This is a genomic window from Candidatus Microbacterium phytovorans (assembly GCA_029202445.1).
Classification (GTDB): Bacteria; Actinomycetota; Actinomycetes; order Actinomycetales; family Microbacteriaceae; genus Microbacterium; species Microbacterium phytovorans.
In genome coordinates, this window is record CP119321.1 from 2,804,044 (window position 1) to 2,824,460 (window position 20,417).

The 20,417-nt window shown below is 70.1% G+C and carries 17 protein-coding genes and 1 tRNA gene; 11 read left to right on the plus strand and 7 right to left on the minus strand.

The window, feature by feature from the left end:
* Positions 1–8 precede the first annotated feature (8 nt).
* Genes P0Y48_13330 through yicI form a run of 3 tightly spaced genes read left to right on the plus strand, consistent with a single transcriptional unit; the run spans position 9 to position 4,113 of the window.
* The gene (locus P0Y48_13330; protein ID WEK13423.1) at positions 9–971 is read left to right on the plus strand and encodes a sugar ABC transporter permease; all 963 of its coding nucleotides are present in this window, start codon (positions 9–11) and stop codon (positions 969–971) included.
* On the plus strand, positions 971–1,876 hold the full coding sequence (locus tag P0Y48_13335; protein WEK13424.1) for a carbohydrate ABC transporter permease: 906 nt from the start codon (positions 971–973) through the stop codon (positions 1,874–1,876). The genes P0Y48_13330 and P0Y48_13335 overlap by 1 nt, the downstream gene beginning before the upstream one ends.
* The gene (gene yicI / locus P0Y48_13340) at positions 1,876–4,113 is read left to right on the plus strand and encodes an alpha-xylosidase (protein WEK13425.1); all 2,238 of its coding nucleotides are present in this window, start codon (positions 1,876–1,878) and stop codon (positions 4,111–4,113) included. Before P0Y48_13335 ends, yicI begins: the two co-directional genes overlap by 1 nt.
* Here yicI and P0Y48_13345 read toward each other — a convergent pair.
* Both P0Y48_13345 and P0Y48_13350 read right to left on the minus strand, forming a co-directional pair.
* The gene (locus tag P0Y48_13345) at positions 4,103–4,987 is read right to left on the minus strand and encodes a transglutaminase family protein (GenBank protein WEK13426.1); all 885 of its coding nucleotides are present in this window, start codon (positions 4,985–4,987) and stop codon (positions 4,103–4,105) included. The two genes, yicI and P0Y48_13345, sit on opposite strands and share 11 nt — an antisense overlap.
* Positions 4,984–7,593 carry a circularly permuted type 2 ATP-grasp protein gene (locus tag P0Y48_13350; GenBank protein ID WEK13427.1) on the minus strand — a complete coding sequence of 870 codons (2,610 nt, stop codon included), beginning with the start codon at positions 7,591–7,593 and terminating at the stop codon, positions 4,984–4,986. Before P0Y48_13350 ends, P0Y48_13345 begins: the two co-directional genes overlap by 4 nt.
* 118 nt (positions 7,594–7,711) lie before the next feature.
* On the opposite strand from P0Y48_13350, the gene P0Y48_13355 reads away from it, so the two are divergent.
* From P0Y48_13355 to P0Y48_13370, 4 genes are all read left to right on the plus strand, one after another.
* Positions 7,712–8,251 carry an amino-acid N-acetyltransferase gene (locus tag P0Y48_13355; GenBank protein WEK13428.1) on the plus strand — a complete coding sequence of 180 codons (540 nt, stop codon included), beginning with the start codon at positions 7,712–7,714 and terminating at the stop codon, positions 8,249–8,251.
* Positions 8,252–8,310: 59 nt separating this feature from the next.
* Positions 8,311–8,976, plus strand: a complete 666-nt coding sequence (locus tag P0Y48_13360; GenBank protein WEK13429.1) for a hypothetical protein — start codon at positions 8,311–8,313, stop codon at positions 8,974–8,976.
* A 346-nt stretch (positions 8,977–9,322) separates the two neighbouring features.
* Positions 9,323–9,730: a dehydrogenase gene (locus P0Y48_13365; protein WEK13430.1), complete on the plus strand. Its 408-nt coding sequence runs from the start codon at positions 9,323–9,325 to the stop codon at positions 9,728–9,730.
* Positions 9,731–9,836: 106 nt separating this feature from the next.
* Positions 9,837–10,139: a hypothetical protein gene (locus tag P0Y48_13370; GenBank protein WEK13431.1), complete on the plus strand. Its 303-nt coding sequence runs from the start codon at positions 9,837–9,839 to the stop codon at positions 10,137–10,139.
* A 45-nt stretch (positions 10,140–10,184) separates the two neighbouring features.
* Here the strand turns inward: P0Y48_13370 and radA are convergent, their stop codons facing one another.
* From radA to P0Y48_13390, 4 genes are all read right to left on the minus strand, one after another.
* Entirely contained in the window at positions 10,185–11,543 is a 1,359-nt protein-coding gene (radA, locus tag P0Y48_13375) for a DNA repair protein RadA (protein ID WEK13432.1), read from the minus strand.
* Positions 11,544–11,604: 61 nt separating this feature from the next.
* Entirely contained in the window at positions 11,605–12,558 is a 954-nt protein-coding gene (locus P0Y48_13380; protein ID WEK13433.1) for an L-lactate dehydrogenase, read from the minus strand.
* Between the two features lie 58 nt (positions 12,559–12,616).
* Positions 12,617–13,237, minus strand: coding sequence for a DUF4352 domain-containing protein (locus tag P0Y48_13385; protein WEK13434.1), 621 nt, complete (start codon positions 13,235–13,237; stop codon positions 12,617–12,619).
* A gap of 53 nt (positions 13,238–13,290) precedes the next feature.
* Complete coding sequence (locus P0Y48_13390; protein WEK13435.1) at positions 13,291–14,685, minus strand: MFS transporter; 1,395 nt, start codon at positions 14,683–14,685, stop codon at positions 13,291–13,293.
* A gap of 74 nt (positions 14,686–14,759) precedes the next feature.
* On the opposite strand from P0Y48_13390, the gene P0Y48_13395 reads away from it, so the two are divergent.
* A tRNA-Ser gene (locus tag P0Y48_13395) sits at positions 14,760–14,850 on the plus strand.
* 128 nt (positions 14,851–14,978) lie between these two features.
* Positions 14,979–15,344: a bleomycin resistance protein gene (locus P0Y48_13400; protein WEK13436.1), complete on the plus strand. Its 366-nt coding sequence runs from the start codon at positions 14,979–14,981 to the stop codon at positions 15,342–15,344.
* A 41-nt stretch (positions 15,345–15,385) separates the two neighbouring features.
* On the opposite strand, the gene P0Y48_13405 is transcribed toward P0Y48_13400, so the two are convergent.
* Positions 15,386–15,757, minus strand: a complete 372-nt coding sequence (locus P0Y48_13405) for a hypothetical protein (GenBank protein WEK13437.1) — start codon at positions 15,755–15,757, stop codon at positions 15,386–15,388.
* A 343-nt stretch (positions 15,758–16,100) separates the two neighbouring features.
* Here P0Y48_13405 and P0Y48_13410 point away from each other — a divergent pair, with 343 nt between their 5' ends.
* Together P0Y48_13410 and P0Y48_13415 are read left to right on the plus strand one after the other, a co-directional pair.
* Positions 16,101–18,737, plus strand: a complete 2,637-nt coding sequence (locus P0Y48_13410; protein WEK13438.1) for an LPXTG cell wall anchor domain-containing protein — start codon at positions 16,101–16,103, stop codon at positions 18,735–18,737.
* Between the two features lie 103 nt (positions 18,738–18,840).
* Positions 18,841–20,328, plus strand: a complete 1,488-nt coding sequence (locus P0Y48_13415) for a SpaH/EbpB family LPXTG-anchored major pilin (GenBank protein WEK13439.1) — start codon at positions 18,841–18,843, stop codon at positions 20,326–20,328.
* Positions 20,329–20,417 lie beyond the last annotated feature (89 nt).

Consider the following 20,417-nt stretch of genomic DNA (forward strand, 5'->3'; position numbering starts at 1 on the left):
GGAGAACCATGACCACCGCCACGCGCCCGCGGCGGCAGAAGCTGCCGCCCGAGGAGCCGTCGATCCCGCAGCGTTTGGGAGGGACCGCCGCCTACTGGCCCTACCTCCTGCCCGGTCTCGTGCTGCTCGTCGTCATCGTGCTCGTGCCGCTCGTGTGGAACGTGTACCTCACGTTCACGAAGTGGCGCGGCGTGCGCGAACCCGAGTTCATCGGGCTCGACAACTGGACGAAGCTGCTCACCGACGCGGACTTCTGGACCTCGTTCGGCAACTCCGTCTGGATGGTCCTGGCGATGGTGGTCGTCCCGACGATCGTGGGCCTCATCGTCGCGGCGCTGCTGTTCGACGTGATCGGCCGCAAGTTCGGCGGCAAGCTCGGCAGCTTCCTCCGCGCCACCTACTACCTCCCGCAAATCCTCCCCGTCGCCGTCGCCGGCATCGTCATCGGCTGGATCGTGCGGCCCGGCGGCGAAGGCGCGCTCAACCAGATCCTCGCCCTCGTCGGCATCGGACCGGTCGACTGGCTGGGGCAGATGCCCTCTGCGCTCATCGTGCTGATGGTCGTGCTCGTGTGGGTGCAGATCGGCTACCCGGTGGTCGTGTTCATGGCCGCCCTCCAGCGCGTCGACCCCGAGCTGTACGAAGCGGCCGAGCTCGACGGGGCGAACTGGCTGCAGCGGTTCACCGCGATCACGATGAGCATCATCCGTCCGGAGATCTTCGTCGTCACCCTCACCTGCACGATCGCCGCGCTCAAGGTCTTCGGCCCGGTCTACGTCATCACCGGCGGCGGCCCCGCCGGCGCGACCCTCGTGCCCGCGTACTACGCGTACCAGGAGTTCTTCACGAAGCGGAACGTCGGCTACGGCGCGACGATCGCCACCGTCCTCACGATCGTCGTCGTGATCGTGTCCGTCATCTTCATCCGGGTGCAGTCGTCGCTCGAGCGCAAGGAAAGGGCAGGTCTGTGATGGCTGCCACCACCGTCCTCATCGCGGATGCCGCGGCCCCCCGCGCCGCGAAGCCGCAGCGCCGCCCCCGCGGCGGCATGACCCGCAAGCGCGGCATCGACTGGCTCATGCTGGTGCTCGTCTCCCTCGGGGCCCTGCTCGTGCTGGCGCCCTTCTACCTCGTGCTGGTCAACTCGTTCAAGTCGCCCGTCGACTACGCGAACTCGGGACCGCTCGCCTTCCCCGAAGCGTTGGACTTCACCGGCATCCAGAAGTTCTGGGAGCGCGTCAACTTCCCCCAGAAGGTCTGGAACTCGATCTTCATCTCGGGGATCGTCGCCGTGCTCGCGGTGCTGCTGTCGATGCTCAACGCCTTCGCGATCGGCATCGGCCGCGTGCGCGGACGCACGTGGATCGTGCTGCTGTTCCTCCTCGCCAACCTGCTGCCCCAGGAGGCGCTGCTCTACCCGCTGTACTACATGTTCAAAGAGGTCGGCCTCTACGACAGCGTCTGGGCGGTGATCATCGTCTTCACGGTCGTGCAGGCGGCGTTCGGCACCTACCTGCTCTCGGCGGTGTACGGCACGTTCCCGAAAGAGGTGCTGGAGGCGGCATCGATCGACGGTGCCACCCGCTGGCAGATCCTCTGGCGGGTCGTCTTCCCCATCAGCCGTCCCACGCTGTCGGTGCTGCTCATCTTCTTCTTCATCTGGACGTGGAACGAGTTCCTCATCCCGTTGACCCTCCTCGCCTCCAACGCCAACCAGACGGTGCCGGTCGCCATCAGCGTGCTGCAGGGCGATCGCCTGATGGACGTGACGACGACGAGCGCCTCTGCGCTGCTCGGCATCATCCCCACGCTCATCTTCTTCCTCATCTTCCAGCGCACCCTCACGCGCGGCATCACGGCAGGAGCAGTCAAGTAATGAAGTTCACCGACGGGTTCTGGCAGCTGCGCCCCGGAGTCACCGCGCTGTACGCCCAAGAGGCGTACGACATCGAACCGACGGATGCCACGGCCGACGGCCCCGGCATCCGGATCACCGCCCCCACCGGCGTGATCACCGGCCGCGGTGCGACCCTCAACCGCCCCGTGCTCACCGTCACGCTGTCCTCACCGCTGGAGGGCGTGATCCGTGTGCGCGTCTCCCACCACGAGGGCGGTCGCCGGCACGGCGGCTTCGAAACGCCCGGCGCCGTGGCGGGAGGCGTCGGCGACGTGGAGATCGGTGCCGACGGCGGCGTGCTGCGCACCGGCACGCTCGCGGCCCGGATCGCATCCGGGGTGCCCTGGTCGCTGGCCTTCGAGGTCGACGGTCGCCGCGTCACCGGCAGCGGCAACAAGGCGCAGGGCTATGTGCGGCTCGCGGCCGACGCGGCCGTCGACCACGGCATCGTCGGCAACGCGCGAGCCGAGACCGGCGTGCCCGATGAGCGGGTGTTCGTCCACGAGCAGCTCGACCTCGGCGTGGGAGAGACGATCTACGGCCTGGGGGAGCGGTTCGGTCCGCTCGTGAAGAACGGTCAGTCGGTCGACATCTGGAATGCCGACGGCGGAACGTCCAGCGAGCAGGCGTACAAGAACGTGCCGTTCTACGTCTCGTCGGCCGGATACGGCCTCCTCGTCAACGACCCCGGTCACGTCTCGTTCGAGGTCGGGTCGGAGGCGGTCGAACGGGTGCAGTTCGCCGTGCCGGGCGAGGTGCTCGAGTACTTCGTCTTCGCCGGTCCCACCGCCGCCGACCTGCTCCACCGCTACACGGCCCTGACCGGTCGCGCCCCCGTCGTGCCGGCGTGGTCGTACGGACCCTGGCTGTCGACCTCCTTCACGACCGACTACGACGAGGCGACGGTCACGTCGTTCATCGAGGGCATGGCCGAGCGCGAGCTCCCGCTGTCGGTGTTCCACTTCGACTGCTTCTGGATGCGCGAGTTCAACTGGTGCGACTTCGAGTGGGATCCGCGGGTCTTCCCCGATCCGGAGGGCATGCTCGCGCGCTTGCACGAGCGAGGACTGCGTGTGTCGGCGTGGATCAACCCCTACATCGGGCAGCGCTCGCCGCTGTTCGAGGAGGCGTCGAGCCGAGGCTTCCTCGTGCGCCGTGCCGACGGTTCGGTCTGGCAGTGGGACCTGTGGCAGGCGGGCATGGGGCTCGTCGACTTCACCAACCCCGACGCCACCGCCTGGTACCAGGGTCACCTCCGGCGGCTCCTCGCGCAGGGCGTGGACTGCTTCAAGACCGACTTCGGCGAGCGCATCCCGACCGAAGTGGTCTGGCACGACGGCGCCGACCCCGGCCGGATGCACAACCTCTACACCCAGCTCTACAACCGCGCCGTCCACGACGTGCTCGTCCAGGAGCGCGGGGCGGGCGAGGCGGTGCTGTTCGCGCGGTCGGCCACCGCGGGCGGGCAGACGATGCCCGTGCACTGGGGCGGCGACAACACGTCGACCTTCGTCTCCATGGCCGAGAGCCTGCGTGGCGGTCTGTCGCTCGCGATGAGCGGCTTCGCGCACTGGAGCCACGACATCGGCGGCTTCGAGGGCACACCCGACCCGGCGGTCTTCAAGCGGTGGACCGCCTTCGGTCTCCTGTCGAGCCACAGCCGCTTCCACGGGTCCGACTCGTACCGCGTGCCGTGGGCGTTCGACGAGGAGGCGGTGGAGGTGACGCGGCGGTTCTCGCACCTGAAGATGCGGCTCATGCCGTACCTGTACCAGCTGGGTCTGGATGCCGCCGAGACCGGCATCCCTCTCATGCGACCCCTGGTGCTCGAGTTCCCGGACGACCCGGCGGTCGCCTACCTCGACCGGCAGTACATGCTCGGCCCGAGCCTGCTCGTGGCTCCCGTGTTCTCCGCGGAGGGCGACGTCGAGTTCTATCTCCCGGCGGGAGAGTGGACGAGCCTGCTGACGGGGGAGACGGTCGAGGGCGGCCGCTGGCTGCGCGAGCGCCACGGATACGACTCCCTGCCGCTGTACGTCCGGCCCGGCGCCGTCCTCCCCTGGGGCGCGCGCGTGGACCGGCCCGACTACGACTACACCGACGGCCTGCAGCTGCGGGTGTTCCCGGGCGGGGAGGGCATGGCATCCGTCGTCGTCACCACGCCCGACGGCGCGAGCCGCACCTACGAGGTCGACCGGGCCGACGTCACGCGGTGAGCGGGGCGACGTCGACCGAGACGCGGAGGGTCGAGGTCTTGGCCTTCGTGTAGATGATGCCCTTCACAGGCGACACGTCGCCGTAGTCGCGGCCCCACGCGACCGTGACGTAGCGGTCGTCGGCCCACTGGTCGTTCGTGGGGTCGATCGCGAGCCACTCGTCTCGGCCCGGGAGCCAGACCGCGAGCCACGCGTGCGACGCGTCGGCGCCGAAGACGCGCTCCTTGCCCGGCGGGGGCTGCGTCGCGAGGTAGCCCGACACGTATCGCGCGGCGACGCCGTGCGAGCGAAGGCAGGCCAGGGCGACGTGCGCGAAGTCCTGACACACCCCGGCGCGGGCGCGCATCGCGTCGGCGACCGTGCTCGTGACCGTCGTGGCGGTCGCGTCGTAGTCGAAGTCGCGGAAGATCCGCTGCATGAGGTCGGTGACCGCCTCGCCCAGCGGGCGCCCGGGAGTAAGCGAGACCGCTCCGTAAGCGGCGGCGTCCGCATCGTGGCGGGCGCGAGGCGACTCGAGCGCGTACTCCGCCGCGCGCCACGCCTCCGGCGTCTCGGGGTGCTCGAGCGGCCGTGCCCGCTCCCACGGCAGCGCGAGCGCTGCGGTGTCGTATTCGGGCTTGTCGACCTCGACGACGCTCGAGGCCACGATGGTCAGCGCCGCGTGCGGCTCGGTGACATGGAAGTAGGTCGACGCGTTGCCGAAGTAGTCGACGTCGGGGGCGAGGTCGCCCGGCAGCGGGTCGACGGTGACGTCGGCGTCCGAGACGCGCTGCCACGGAAGGTCGCGCGGTACGAGATGGAACTGACCGACGCTGTCCTGCACGGGCTTGGCGTACGTGTACGCCGTGCGATGCCACACGCGATAGCGCCTCATGCCCGCGTCTCCATGAGCTCGACGAGCGCGAGCTCCGACAGAGACACCGCCGGCGGACCGCTCTCGAAATGCAGCCGGCTGATGGCATCCGACAGCCGTTCCAACTGGGCGACGACATCGTCGAGGTACGCGGCGAGGTGCGGGCGGCGTCCCGCCGTGACCGCGGACAGCTCCGCGACGTCGAGCTGGCGCAACTGCGACACGAGGTGTTCCAGGAGGCGCTCGGCGCGGGTCGAACCCGTCGAGGCGGGCATGGCCGCGAGGTGCCTGCCGAGCTCGTCGAGCGAGAACAGCAGCGACCGCGGGTTGTCGCCATCGAGCAGCAGCAGGTCGAGCACGTCGGCGGTGCGCGTGGAGCCACGGTAGCGGCGCCGATACGTGACGACGCTCTCGGATGCCAGCAGCAACGCCTCCAGCACCTCGCGGTCGCCGCGCAGATCGCGGCGCTGCGTCGCGCCGACGCTCAGCAGCTGACATAGCTGGAGTCCGCGCTCGAGGTGGCGACCGGCCTCGATCATGTGCCACCCGCTGTCGCGGATCATGTTCGCCGTGACGCCGTACAGCGACAGCATCGCCGCGAGCATGCGCCCACCCGACTCCGCCGTGCGGTGCGCGTGGACCGAGCCGTGCAGCGCGCGCGTCGCGCGGTCGATGTTGGAGAACACGCGCCACGTGTCGCCGGACAGCTGATCGCGGACGCTCTCCATCGCCTCGCGGAGGCGGGCGATCGAGTGCGCGGCGGAACCCGGGCGGTGCACGTCGAGCAGCAGCGAACGGAACTCGGCCTCCGGTTCGGCCCACCGCGTGCCGGCCAGGCGGTTCAGCGCCGCCAGGAGCACACGCGCGCTGCGTTCGTCACCGGCGGGCGCTCCCGGCTGGTCGAACTCCGCCTGCGTCGCCAGCAGCAGGCGCAGGAGGTCTTCGGTGCGCTCGGCGTAGCGTCCGATCCAATACATGTCGGAGAGCGCCCGCGGTGCGAGGGCGGGCACCGTGCGCGCCGTCGGCAGCGGGGTGATCTCGGTGAGGCCCTGATCGACATCCGACTCGGTGGCCTTGAGCACCCAGACGTCCTTCGTCACGGGAGCCGACGTGGGACTCTCCCGCACCGTCGCGAGGCCGCCCACGAGCGGGCGGTAGGCCGAGCCGTAGCGGAGGGTGAAGGCGCGCAGGCTCATCGCGCGCGCCGTCGCCGAACCGGTCTCGGTGCCACCCTCGCCTCCGCGGGAGGATGCCGTGCGCGACGACCAGACGGGTGCCTGCGAGAGCGGCTGCAGCTCCTGACCGACGAAGCGGTGCGGCGTCGCGTCGAGAAGCGCGAGGACCTCCGCGGTCGAGCGGCCCGCGAGCGCCTTGCGGGGCTCGTCGATCGCGCGCACGATGAGGGTCGGGTCTCCCGCGACGAGCCGTGCGCGGACGAAGGCGCGATCGTCGGGATCGCCGCACCACCACGTCGGCACCGACGGCAGCCGCAGCTGCTCGCCGAGCAGGTGCTCGCACGCCGCGGGAAGGAAGGGCATGAGACCCGGATTCTCCAGCACCCCCGCGCCGAGGCCGTTGACCAGGCGCACCCGGCCGCGACGCACCGCCTCGGCGAGGCCCGCGACGCCCAGGCGGGAATCGGCGCGGAGCTCCAAGGGGTCGCACCACGCGGCATCCACTCGCCGAATGATCACGTCGATGCGCTCGGTGGGTTTCGTGGCGGGCCAGCCGGCGGGCTTCATCCACACCCAGCCGCCCTGCACGACGAGGTCGCTGCCCTGCACGAGCGGGAAGCCCAGCGCGCCGGCCAGGAACGCCTGATCGAACGCCGTCTCGGAGAGGCTTCCCGGAGTCATGATCACGATGCGCGGATCGGTGACGTCGCCCGCGCCGTCGGTGTGGGAGAGCAGCGCGGCCCGGAGGGCGGCGAAGTAGGGCTCGAGCCGGTGCAGGTCGCCCTCCTGATGCAGGTCGGGGAGCACCTGCGAGAGCACGCGACGGTTCTCTGCCGCGTACCCGAGTCCCGACGGCGCCTGCACCCGGTCGGCGAGCACGTGCCAGTCGCCGTCGGCCGAGCGACCGAGGTCGGTCGCCGACAGGAGCAGCGGATGCGGGTCGAACGCGCTCGCGCGACCCATCGGACGGATGAACCCGGCGTGACCGACCACGACGGATGCCGGCACGATGCGCTCGCGCAACAGCGTCTGCGGGCCGTACAGGTCGACGAGCACGGCGTTGAGGAGCTCGGCGCGCTGCGCGAGCCCCACGTCGAGCGGGGCCCATCCGGCGGCATCGATCACGTGCGGCAGCGGGTCGAGCTGCCACGGCTGGGCTCCCGAATCCGCCCGGATGTAGGAGACGCCGTCGTCGGCGAGGAAGCGGGTGATCTCGCCCTCCACACGCCGCAGGTCGTCGCCGGTCAGCGCGAGGGCGTGCGTCGCGAGGCTCTTCCACCCCGCCCGGAGTCCCCCGTCGCCGTCGACGACCTCGTCGTAACGGGCCGCATCGAAGCCGGAGCCACCGAGGCCGGCCGCACCGAAGCCCGCGTCGCCGAATCCCGCGGCGGGCGCGTCGAACGGCAGTGTCGGCTGCGACACTGCCGTGGCGTAGTCACGCAGCACACTCACGCCGGCCCCTCCTCCAGACTCCCAGCGTAGGGGGCGGGGCAGGGGGAGCGCGCACGCGGCATCCTCCTGCTCCGTCCCATCGCACCGGGGGAGCCGTGGCGGGCAATACAGTGGTCCGGTGACTTCCTCGCAGGATGCCGCTCCGGCTGCCCGTCCGTACGTCGTGCGTCCCGCGCGCACGGGCGATGTGCGTGGCATCCTCACGCTGCTCGATCCGTGGGTGCAGCGCCGGATCCTGCTGGGCAAGGAACTCGTGACCCTCTTCGAGTCGGTGCAGGAGTTCGTCGTCGCCGAGGTCGACGGGCGCCTGATCGGCTGCGGCGCGCTGCACGTCATGTGGGAGGACCTCGGCGAGATCCGCACCCTGATCGTCGCCGAGGACTGGCTGCACCACGGCGTCGGCGGCGCGATCGTGTCCCAGCTCGAACACCAGGCGCGCGTCCTCGGGCTGTCCCGCCTGTTCTGCCTGACCTTCGAGGTCGAGTTCTTCTCCCGGCGCGGGTTCGAGCCCATCGGCGAGCAGGTCGTCGACCCCGACGTGTATTCGCAGCTCCTGCGCAGTCCCGACGAGGGTGTCGCGGAGTTCCTCGACCTCGCACACGTGAAACCCAACACGCTGGGGAACACGCGCATGCTGAAGGTCCTCGACCGCGCGTAGGTGCGCCCGGCTAGGCGCGTCCCCCCGACGCGCGCGACGCCGCCGCTTAGCCTGGACGGGTGAGCACTCGCCGACCCACCCCCGCCGTGTACCGGCGTCGGCGACTCGCGGTGCTCCTCGTCCTCCTGCTGGTGATCGGCGGTGCCGTGACGCTCGCTCTGTGGCGACCGTGGGAGACGCCGGAGGCGACCGCTGCTCCTTCGCCGCGACCCTCCACCCCGGATGCCGCGACCTCCGGCCCGACGCCCACCACCACGGCCGACGCCACACCGGAGCCCACGCCCGAGGTCACACCGGAGGCGTCACCCAGCCCGTCCGCGACCTCCATCCCGGTGTGCACGTCGGGCGATGTGGTGGTGACCGCCGTCACCGACCAGGCGTCGTACGGCGCGGGGGAGAAGCCCCGGCTGTCGATCGAGCTCGAGAACGTCGGTGACCTCGCGTGCGCGATGAACGTCGGCACGGCCGCGCAGTCGTTCACGATCTCCAGCGGAACGGATGTGTGGTGGCGGTCGACCGACTGCCAGACGGAGCCGAGCGATCTGATCGTCCAGCTGGAGCCGGGCAAGAAGGTCACGAGCGCCGAGCCGCTCGTGTGGGACCGCACGCGCTCGTCGGTCACGTCGTGCGACGACGATCGTCCGGCGGCGCTCGCGGGGTACTACAACCTGCTGGTGACCGTCGGCGGGATCGACTCCGAGGAACGTCAGTTCCGCCTGCGCTGACGCCTCCGAGCCGCGCCTTTCGCTGTCGCCGTGCGGCTGGGACCGGTCACAGCTTCTGAGGACATTCTCATCATTTGTCCCCCGAAAGGTGGACACCAGGCCCCAGAGGTGTGCGTACTCTTGTACTAGCTCCCATTCGGTCAGCCCCCGTTGTCCCCAGCGACGGTCATCGAGATCAACCCCAGAGATCTCGAACTCGGATCTTGACCATGGTGAGCCTAGGGCCCTCTCGAGTTTCCCAGTCCCCAATGGGGGGATCGAGAGGGCCCATCTCTTTGCCCGTCGGCGGACGCTCCAGACCGCCCGCCGGCGACGCCCTCCGGGGCCGGGCGCTTAGGCTGGTGGCATGGCCGGCAAGAAGAGCGCGAAGGGCAAGCCGCCGCTGGAGTTCCGGAATCCGCAGCTCGTCGACGCGCTGCAGACGCAGGACATGGCAGCGGTCGCGTTCGCGCTTCGGCACGGGCCCACGGTGGTTCCGCTCCTGCGGCCGGGCCAGCGCGACAATCCGCTCGATGCGGGCGAGGTGTGGACGTACCGCGATCCGAAGACCGGCGACGTCGCCCTGCTGCTGTTCAGTGATGCCGCCCACAAGCCTGCTGCGCTCCCGCCCGCGGTGGCGCTGCAGTCGCCGGGGTGGTTGCGTGCCTTCCTGGGCGTGCACGGCGACGAGATCACCACGGTGATGTTCGACCTCGCCGGCCCTCACCCCATGCAGGCCTCCCCGGCCGACATCATCGCCGCCCTCGACGCCTGACCGCTTCCCGCGCTTCGCGTCGAGCAGGCGGTTGTGCACGATCTCGGTCGATGTCTCATATATGAGTTAGCGTGAAGGCCTGGCGGCGATGCGGAAGGGACGAGACGTGAGCGTGGCGAAGGACGAAGAAGGGGGCCTCGGTCCCGCGGTGGCCGACGGCGCGGATACCCGGTTCGGCGCACACCTCGACGCCGCGTGGGAGCACCTTCTCGCGCGACGCGCCGAGGCGCTCGAGGCCGTACCGGAGTTCGGCTTCGGATGGCTGCTGCGCTGGGATGAGGTGGTGCCCGCGTGGCTGTATCCCGACCGTGAGGGAGTGCTCGGAGCGTGGCAGCACGCGGTCGACGAGTTCGTCGCGGCTCGTGCCGTCACGCAGATCGGCATGACGCCGCGTGCTGCGGCGGCCTGACCGGACGCCAAGACACTACCTGCTCCGCGGTTCTGATGCGCGTCGCTAGAAGCCCGGAACGTCGCCGGCGTCAGGGCGGTGGAGGCCTGCGAGGTCGCGAAGCGCGCCGGCGAGATCGCGGGACGACGTGTCGACGATCGACCGGTAGCCCAGTCGTTCGGCCTCGCCGCGGCGCTGCGCATGCTGCGTGACGGCGCGCACTTCGCCGGACAGGCTCAGCTCCCCCACGGCGACGAGTCGCTCCGGGTTTGGGCGGTCGCGGACCGCGGATGCCACGGCCAACGCGATCGCCAGGTCGGCGGCCGGCTCGGTGAGGCGCACGCCGCCGACGGTGGACACGTACACGTCGTGCGTCGAGACGGCTATGCCCGCGCGCTTTTCGAGGACGGCGAGGATCATGGCGACGCGGGCAGAATCGACGCCGCTCACGATGCGCCGCGGGTTCGGCGCCTGCGTCTGGATCGTGAGTGCCTGGACCTCGACGGGAATGGCGCGGCGTCCCTCGAGCGCGATCGTGACGCACGATCCCGGCTGCCGCGAACCGTGGCCGAGGAAGAGGCTGCTCGGATCGGGGACTTCGGCGATGCCGTCGCCCGCCATGTCGAAGCAGCCCACCTCGTCGGTGGCCCCGAAGCGGTTCTTGAGTGCGCGGACGAACCGCAGTGACGTCTGCCGGTCGCCCTCGAAGTGGCACACGACGTCGACGAGGTGTTCGAGGATGCGGGGACCGGCGATCGAGCCGTCTTTCGTGACGTGGCCCACGATGATCACCGGAAGGTCGCGTTCCTTCGCGATGCGGATGAGGGTCGACGCGACTTCCCGCACCTGGCTCGGGTGCCCCGCGACGCCGTCGCTCAGCGCCGACGACACGGTCTGCACGGAGTCCACGATGAGCAGTTCGGGGCGCACGTCGTCGATGTGACCGAGGATCGTCGCCAGGTCGGTCTCGCTCGCGAGGAACAACTCGTCGTGGAGGGCTCCCGTGCGTTCCGCGCGCAGCCGCACCTGCCCGAGCGACTCCTCCGCGCTCGCGTACAGCACGCGGCGCCCCGCGCGTGCACTCTGCGCGGCGACTTCGAGTAGCAGCGTCGACTTGCCGACGCCCGGCTCTCCCGAGAGAAGGATGGCCGCTCCCGGCACGACGCCGCCGCCGAGCACACGGTCGAACTCGCCGACGCCGCTCGTGCGGCGCGGGGTCTCGCTCGTGTCGATCGCCGTGATGGGCAGCGCCGCGCGGACGGGCGTGGTGGCGGTGACGCTGTGCACGATGCCCGTCTGGGTCGCGGCCTCGACGACGGTGCCCCACTGCTGGCATTCGCCGCAGCGACCGACCCACTTCGATGCCGTCCAGCCGCACTCGGTGCACCGGAACGCGGTCGTCGTCGCGGGTCGTCGGGATGCCATTCCCTCAGCGTACGTCGGGCGGCCGACACTCCTCCGACGCGGGGAGCGGCCCGTCGGCGCGTCAGCGCAGCGAGTCGGCGACCTCGCGCAATGCCCCGGCCGAGTGCTGCAGCAGCTCCAGCTCGTTCGCGGCGAACGAGGTCTCGCGGATCGGCGCCGCGCCCCGGCTGCTCACGACCGACGGAACAGACAGGGCGACGCCGGACACGCCGTGGAAGTCGTCGAGCACGGTCGAGACCGGCATGACCGCGTGCTCGTCCTGCAGGATCGCCTCGACGATGCGCGCGCTCGACAGGCCGATCGCGTAGTTCGTGGCGCCTTTCCCCTGGATGACCTTGTAGGCGGCGTCGCGCACGTCGACGGCGATCTGGTCGAGCTCTTCGACCGTGAACTTCGGCTGGCCGTCGAGCGGCACCCAGTCGAGGATCGGCACGGTGCCGATCGTCGTGTGCGACCACAGCGGGAACTCCGTGTCGCCGTGCTCGCCGACGATGTACGCGTGCACGCTCGCGATCGAGACGCCCGCGCGCTGCGCGATCTTCCACCGCAGACGCGACGTGTCGAGCACGGTGCCCGACGCGAAGATGCGCTCGGGCGGGAGACCCGTGGACTCCTGCGCCAGCACGGTCAGCACGTCGCACGGGTTCGTGACGATGACGAAGACGGCATCCGGAGCGACGTCCAGAAGCTGGGGCATCATCGTCTTGAGGATGCCGGCGTTCACCCCAGCCAGCTCGATCCGCGTCTGACCGGGTCGCTGCTTCGCGCCCGCCGTGATCACGACGACGTGCGAACCCTTCGCGACCGAGATGTCGGCGCCGCCGATGATGTCGCTCGAGCCCGTGAACTGGGCGCCGTGCGCGAGGTCGAGCACCTCGGCCTCGGTCTTCTCGGCGGCGATGTCGTACAGCGCGACGTGGCGCGCGGAGCCTCGGATGAGGGCGGCGTAGGCGACGCTGGAGCCCACCGCACCCGCGCCGACGACGGTCAGTTTCGAGTTCTCGATCACGCTCATGCGCCCAGTCTGGCAGGGGAGCGGATGCCGCGGCCAGCCTCCGCCACGGCATCCCGACTTACGGAGTGACCCAGATCTCGGCGCCGCCGTCGACCGTGAGCACCACCGCGGGCGACGAGCTCGCCGGAGCGTCGAACACGAGGGTTCCCCCGGATGCCTGGCCCGCGCTCAGCGTGCCCATCGGAGGGGACTGCTCCTCCAGGCGCAGGTCGGGGTCGGCGGAAACGAAGGTCGAGGCGTTCGGCGCGTAGCGGATGCCGATCGACGCGACGTCGGCGGGCTCGCCGCCGGTACGGGCGATCATCACCTTGACGACGGCGAAGACGTTCCCCTCGGCGGGGATGGCGTCGGTGTCGGTGGACTGCACGTCGTGAGTCGCGTCGGCATCCAGTTCGGTGACGACGATCGAGAAGCAGCCGGTGACGATCTCGTCACCCACCGCGTACGGGTCGGCCGAGGTTCCCGCGGGCGCGTCGGCGGGGGCCGCGGCGCAGTCGCCGTCGGGCTGCGGGTCGGTGCTCGCAGTTGTCGTGGGGGCGGGGGTGGCCGGGGCCGTCGCCGACGGTGGTGAGGACGACTCCGTCGGCTGCGTCGCAGTCTCGGCCGCGCATCCCGTCGTGAGCAGTGCCATCCCCACGAGCACCGCCAGCGCCGACCGCCGCAGCGGCTGGCTCTTCATCTCCTCATCCTCGCACCCCCGGCGACAGACGTCGAGGTTCGTGCGTGCGACGGCTACGGCGCGGCCGGGATCGCTGGTTCCGCACCGCCGCGGTGCAGCGCATTGCGGATGCCGACGAACGACACCGCCGCTCCGATCACGAGCAGCACCGTCGTGACGATCGCGGCGCGGTGGAAGCCGCCGAGGTCGAGCGCGCCTCCGGTGATCGCCGCGAGCGCCGCGATCACGAGAAGTCCGGCGACGCGGGCGACCGCGTTGTTGACCGCCGATGCGATGCCGGAGCGGCCGTGGTCGGCCGACCCGAGGATGGCGGAGGTGAGAGGCGCCACCGTGACGGCGAGGCCGAGGCCCAGCAGCACCATGCCGGGGAGCACCTGCAACCAGTAGTCGAAGTCGTCGGAGACGGTGAGCAGCAGGAGCGCGCCGATCGCCATGATCAGCGGCCCGACCGTCATGAACAGCCGCGGCCCGAGCCGGCCCGCGAGCGCACCGATCCGTGAGCTGAGGGCGATGACGACGATCGTCGTCGGCAGGCTCGCGAGACCCGCGAGCGTGGCGCTGAGGCCGGCGCCCTGCTGCAGGTACACCGCCACGACGAAGCCGTTGAGCGAGAGGCCCGCGTAGACGAAGAGCGTGGCGATGTTGCCGGCGGAGAAGTTGCGGCTGCGGAAGAGGTCGAGCGGCAGGATCGGCGACGGCGTGCTGCGCTGGCGCCAGACGAACGCGACGAGCAGCAGGATGCCGAGGCCCATCGGCATCCAGATCCACGGCGCCCCCCATCCCGCGTGCGGCTGCTCGATGAGCGCGAACACCGTCGCGCCGAGACCGAGGGTGCAGAGGGCCGCGCCGAGCCAGTCGACGCGCGCGCCCGGGGCCCGCACGTCGGCGACGCCCATGCGGCCCACCAACCAGAGGCACACGCCGATCGGCAGGACGTTGATGAGGAACACCCACCGCCACGAGAAGTTGTCGACGATGACGCCGCCGACGAGCGGGCCGACGACCATCGCGCTCGTCGTGAGGGCCGTCCAGATGCCGATCGCGCGCGAGCGCAGCGGATCGTCCATCGTGCCGGTGATGAGGGCGAGGGAGCTGGGCACGAGGAACGCGCCCGCGGCGCCCTGGAGCGCACGGAAGACGATGAGGAGCGTCGTGTCGGGAGCGAGCGCCACCGCGACCGACGCGATCCCGAAGCCGATCAGTCCGATGCGGAGCACGAGCACCCGCCCGTAGGCGTCGCTCACCGCACCCGCCACGAGGATGAGCGCGCCGAGCGTGACGAGGTAGGCGTCGACGGCCCACTGCTGCGTCGACAGTCCCCCGCCGAGCTCCCGCGAGATCGCCGGCAGCGCGACGTTCACCACCGTGCCGTCGAGGAACGCGACGAACGACCCGAGCACCGCCACCGTCAGCACCATCCGCTGGGACGTCGTCATCCGCTCCGCCATGGGATCACCGTACGCCCGGTGGGGGACACGGCGGCGATTCGCGGCATCCGTTCCGATGACGTAAACTCTTCGGCGGTGACGTGTCCGAGCGGCCGAAGGTGCAACTCTCGAAAAGTTGTGTAGGGTAACCCCCTACCGTGGGTTCAAATCCCACCGTCACCGCCATGAGAACCCCTGCGAAAGCGGGGGTTTTCGCTTTGTGTAGGTGGCGGCCGTAGCTCCGGGCTCGTGGCGGCGGACTGCCTCGGCCCCTACTATTGAGCCGCTCTCCTTCGCGCAACCGAGGACGGACGATGACGGATCACGCGGTGCCGAATCTTCCCTCGCGCGACTTTGAGGTCACGGCGGCCTTCTACGGTGCGTTCGGCTTCAGCACGACGTTTCGCGACGACGCCTGGCTCATCCTCGAGCGCGGAAGCGTTCGTCTGGAGTTCTTCCCGTTCCCCGACCTGGCGCCCGAGGCGAGCTCCTTCATGTGCAGCGTCCGCGTCGATGACGTGGACAGCCTCTACCGGCAGATCGCGGACGCAGGAGTGCCCGAAGGGGCCGTCGGTCGCCCACGGTTGCAGCCGGTCGCGCTGCAGCCCTGGGGTCAGCGAGCGGGGTTCCTCATCGACCCCGATGGCACGCAGCTCACCCTGATCGAGAACGCCTCCTGACCGGGGGCGAAGAGCGCCCGCCGGGTACCTCATCGCGCGGGTCAGCGGGCTGTCACGGGTTCGTCGACCGGGTCCGAGGCGGAGGCTCGCAACGAAGCCAACCGACGGCGGTGGAATGCCAAGAGCACGATGCGACGCCCGTACGGCTCGCCGAGCAGTCCGGGCTCACCACCCTGCACGGAAGCCGAGACCAGCAGCGTCGTGAGTACTGACACGAGCGCGTACACGGGGCCGATCCACGGCGCCTGATCCGCCACGGAGAAGGCGACCGCCACGACGGCAACCGTCGTCAGAAGGCCCGACACATAGCCGAAGACGCGGTATGCCCCGGCTGGGCCGGCGAACGCGATTCCCGCAGCGACGCCGACGAGAGACGTCAGCACGTACACCGCCAGCTCCGGAAGGTCTGTCATGTCATCCGCTCCTTCTACCATCTCGGCGACGTCAGCTTGTCAGACGCCAGGTGGTGACGGTGGCGCCATGAGGTGAACGCAGCCTCGCGGCCACGAACATCCGCGGATGGCATGCCATCCGCGGACCTCCGGTTGCCGGAGCAGTCTTCCGGTTCGCACTCGCGCGATCGCCGGCGCCTCCGGCGCCCCATCACTACCGCAGCGACCGCAAGAACCAGTGGCTTTGCGTGCCAGTTCGTCGCGGAACGGGGCCTTCGACGTGCGGTTCCCGCATTGTTCTGGGGGAGCGCGACGCCGTCGCCGTCGCTCCTGGGGCATCCACGCACTGGTCATCGAAGGGGACATGATGACGACCTCCGTTCCACACTCCCGGCGCACACCGTGGCGACGCGGACGTGGCATCCTGCTCGTCGCGCTCGCCGTCGCGGGGCTCGTGGCCGGAGTCGTGGCGGTGCCCTCGGAGCCGGCGACGGCTTCGGTGAACCCTCCTAACACGACGATCCGCGCCACCAACACGTTCTACGCCTACGCGAACGCGAGCGAGAACGTCGATGTCACCTTCGTCAAGGAGGCGCTCGGCGTCACGTCGAATCAGCCGATCCGCATCCTCGCGCCCGACGGCACGGTCACCACGTGCACCCTGTCGGCCAACGCCGTGGGGTCGACGTGTGCTCGCACGAACCTCACGTCGACGGTGGCGGGTATCTGGACCGTCACCTACACGCAGCCCGCCATCGCCGGTTCCGCGGATCAGAGCCGCTGGACGATCAACGTGCAAGCCGGCAGCACGACCATCCCGGGTCGGGTCTGGTCGGACAGGTACACGATGTACAACCGCACGCTGGCCGACGTGAACCTCTGGTACCTGTCGTCGACCGGGTTCCTGTACTTCGCGCGACACTACGGCTACCGGGGCATCGACAGCGGCTTCCGAGCCAACCAGTTCGGCATCGTGGAGACGGGCACCTGCACCCCGGCCTACCGCAGCATCGACCAGACCGATCCGACGCGGGTCGTGTCGGGCGCCGAGTGCGGCACGCCCTACCACCTGTTCTTCGAACTCCCGGCTACCGACCTGCCCGAGACCGCCGTCGACGGGCAGGGCACCACCCACTTCGTCTCTCCCGTGATCCGTCCCGTGGAGCTCACCGATCTGGTGCTCACACCCGACGGACCGCTCACGCGAGAAGGTGAGTTCAGCTTCGACTCCGTCAACCATGTCGGCAACGTGGACATCCTCGTCGACGCGGATGCCGACGGCACCTACGGCGGCCCGCTCGATCGTCGCATTCCCGTCGCGATCAGCGCCGACGGCACCCACACGGTTCCCTTCGACGGGCTTGACGGCGCGGGAAACCCGATCCCGCACGATCGACGGTTCACCGCGAAGGTCGCGCTCACGCGCGTCGGTGAGATCCACTTCGTCTCCGGTGACGTCGAGGCCCGTGCCGGCCTGCGTGTGGACATCAAGAACGGACCCGCAGCGAACACGTCGACTCTCTACTGGGACGACTCCGCGCTGAGCACGTCGGGGCGCGCCTCTTCGTGCCTCCCGCCCGTCATGGACGGCACCGCGGGGTACAACAGCAACCCTGCCGGCGGGTCTGGCGTACACGGGTGGCCCTGTGCCGAGAGCGCCACGAACCCGTGGGGCAACAACCGGCGCATCGACGACTGGACCTACCAGCCCGTCGACATCAGCTCCACCGCCGTGGTCGCCGCCGTCGCCAACTACAAGATCCAGAAGACCTCCGCCCCGGCATCCGGCGCGGCAGTGAAGCCGGGCGACACCATCGCCTACACGCTGACCGTGCAGCAGACCGGCAACGCTCCGGCGAACGCGTCGTTGACCGACGACCTCTCCGACGTACTCGACGACGCGACGGTCAGTGCCATCGCCGCGTCGTCCGGCACGGCGACCCTTTCGGGTTCGACGCTCGCCTGGAGCGGCACCCTGCCGGTCGGCGGAACGGCGACGATCACCTACACCGCGACCGTCAAGAACCGCACCGCCCTCGCGGCAGGCGGCGACTACCGTCTCGACAACGTCGTCACGAGCGAGGGATGCCGCGCCGCGCCGCAGTGCACGACGACCCACCCCGTGGGCACCTACACGGTGGTGAAGACGGCGGATCCGCCTCACGCCACCGACGTTTTCGTCGGGGACACCGTCACCTACACGGTGACCGTCACCCAGGTGGGCACGGGGGCCGTGACCGGCGCGTCGTTCGATGACGAGCTGATCGGCGTGCTCGACGCGGCCACGTGGGACGGCACGGTGACCGCCTCGTCGGGCACGGCATCCTTCGACGCGTCGACATCGACGCTGTCGTGGACAGGCGACCTCGCCGTCGGGCAGACGGCGACGGTGACGTACTCCGTGACGGCCACCGACGACGGCGACGCGGAGCTGATGAACATCGTCATGAGCGACGGTTGCGTGCAGAAGCTGCGCTGCACGACGACGCACGTCGTGAAGACTCGCGTGTTCGACATCGGTGTGCAGAAGGTCGGGCTGGACGACTCCGGCGAGATCGTGCTGATGGACGGCTCTCGCTGGGCGATCTTCTCCGCGCCCGTCGGCGGCACGCCCGTGATCGCCGACCTGCCGACGAGCGGCCCGGGTTCCGTGGGGGAGTTCGTCGCTTCGCTCGCTCCGGGCGCCTACTGGCTCGAGGAGACGCGCGCGCTCGACGGTTTCTCGCTGCTCGCCGAGCGGGTCGCATTCACGCTCGCGACGGACGGCACCGTGACGCTCGGCGCCGGCGCCTCCTCGAACGTCACCCTCGTCGGCTCCGCTGACGCTCCCATCATCCGCGTCGAAGACGTGCCTGCTCTCGACCTTCCGGAGACCGGCGGCACCGGCACCGCACCGCTGTACCTCGTGGGCGGCGGCCTCCTCCTCGCAGCGCTGTGCGTGCTGCTGATCGCCAGCGCTCGCCGACGGTCCGCAACCCGCGGCATCCGACGCTCCTCCTGACCCGACACCGGCAGTACCCGAACCCGCAGTACCCGAACCCGCAGTAACCGAACCCGCAGTACCCGAACCAGCAGTACCCGAACCCCCTGAGAAGGAGACGTCCGTGCACAGCCTCACCCGGCGCGCCGTCCGCGCCACGATCACCGCCACGGCCCTGGCGGCCGTCGCGATGATCGGCCTCACCGCCCCCGCCCACGCCGCCCCGCTCGTCGACCCGGATCAGACCGGGTCGATCACGGTGCACAAGTTCGAGAAGCCGGCCGCGGCCACGGGGCTCCCGAACAACGGAACCGTCGTCGACACCAGCGGGCTGACACCGCTCGCCGGGGTCACCTTCGAGATCCGTCCCGTGAACCCCATCGACCTCTCCACGAATGCCGGGTGGGCCGACGCCGCCGATCTGGCGGGCGAATTCGACGCCTCCGACGCGGAGGGCTCGGTGACGGACGCCGGCTTCACGCTGGGCGCGGCGACCACGCAGGTCACCGCCACCGACGGCACCGCCGTGTTCGGCAGCCTCCCGGTCGGCCTGTACCTCGTGCAGGAGACGGCCCACCCGTCGGGAGTGACGCCCGCGGCACCGTTCCTGATCACCGTGCCGCTGACCGACCCCACCGACTCCGACACCTGGATCTACGACGTCCACGTCTACCCGAAGAACTCGCTGACCGAAGCCGCGAAGACGGTCGACGACCTGGATGCCATCCAGTTGGGCGACGAGGTCGTGTGGACGATCACGGCCGGCATCCCGAACGAGTCCGTCATCGACGGCTACAAGATCGTCGACCCGCTCGATGCGAGCCTCGACTACGTCGACACGCTCGTGACGCTGAGCAACGGCGCGACGATCACGGAAGGTACGCACTACACCGTCACCCATGACGCGTCGAATGCTGTCACCGTCGAGTTCACGGCCGCCGGACGCGCCGTGCTCGCTGCGAACAACACCGCCGATGTCGTGGTCGACGTCGTCACGACGGTGAACACCGTCGGCGAGATCCAGAACCAGGCCCTCGTGTACCCGAACGCCGCCAGCTTCGACATCGAGCCGGGCGAGCCGGGCGGCCCCGTCGAGACCAACGTGCCGGAGACCCGCTGGGGTGGCATCACGCTGGAGAAGACCGACGGCACGAACGCTCTCACGGGAGCGAGCTTCCAGGTGTTCACCTCGGCCGCCGACGCGGCCGCGCAGACCAACCCCGTGAGTCTGGGCGGACAGACCACGTTCACCGTGACCGCCGCCGACGGCACGCTGACCCTCTCGGGGCTGCGCTACAGCGACTTCGCGGGCGACGCCACCGTCGCCCCGGGCGACCCCGGCTACCTCAGCTACTACCTCGTCGAGACGGTGGCTCCCTCGGGCTTCGAGCTGCTGGCTGAGCCGATCCCGTTCACCGTCACGGCTGCGACCTCGGCGGTGGGTGTCGACCTCGAGGTCGTCAACGTCGCGCACAATGCCGGATTCGAGCTGCCGCAGACCGGTGGCACGGGCACGGGCCTGCTGTATGTGTTCGGCTTCGCGCTGATCGCGGGCGGCGTGCTCCTCCTGGTGCTGCGCCGACGCTCGTTCGCTTCGCGCACGCGGCCCTGACCCGCGATCCGCGATCGAGGGCGATCGTCTGAGAACGATCGCCCGGAGGGGGTGGCTCCGGCCACCCCCTCCTCCCACGCCTCCGACGC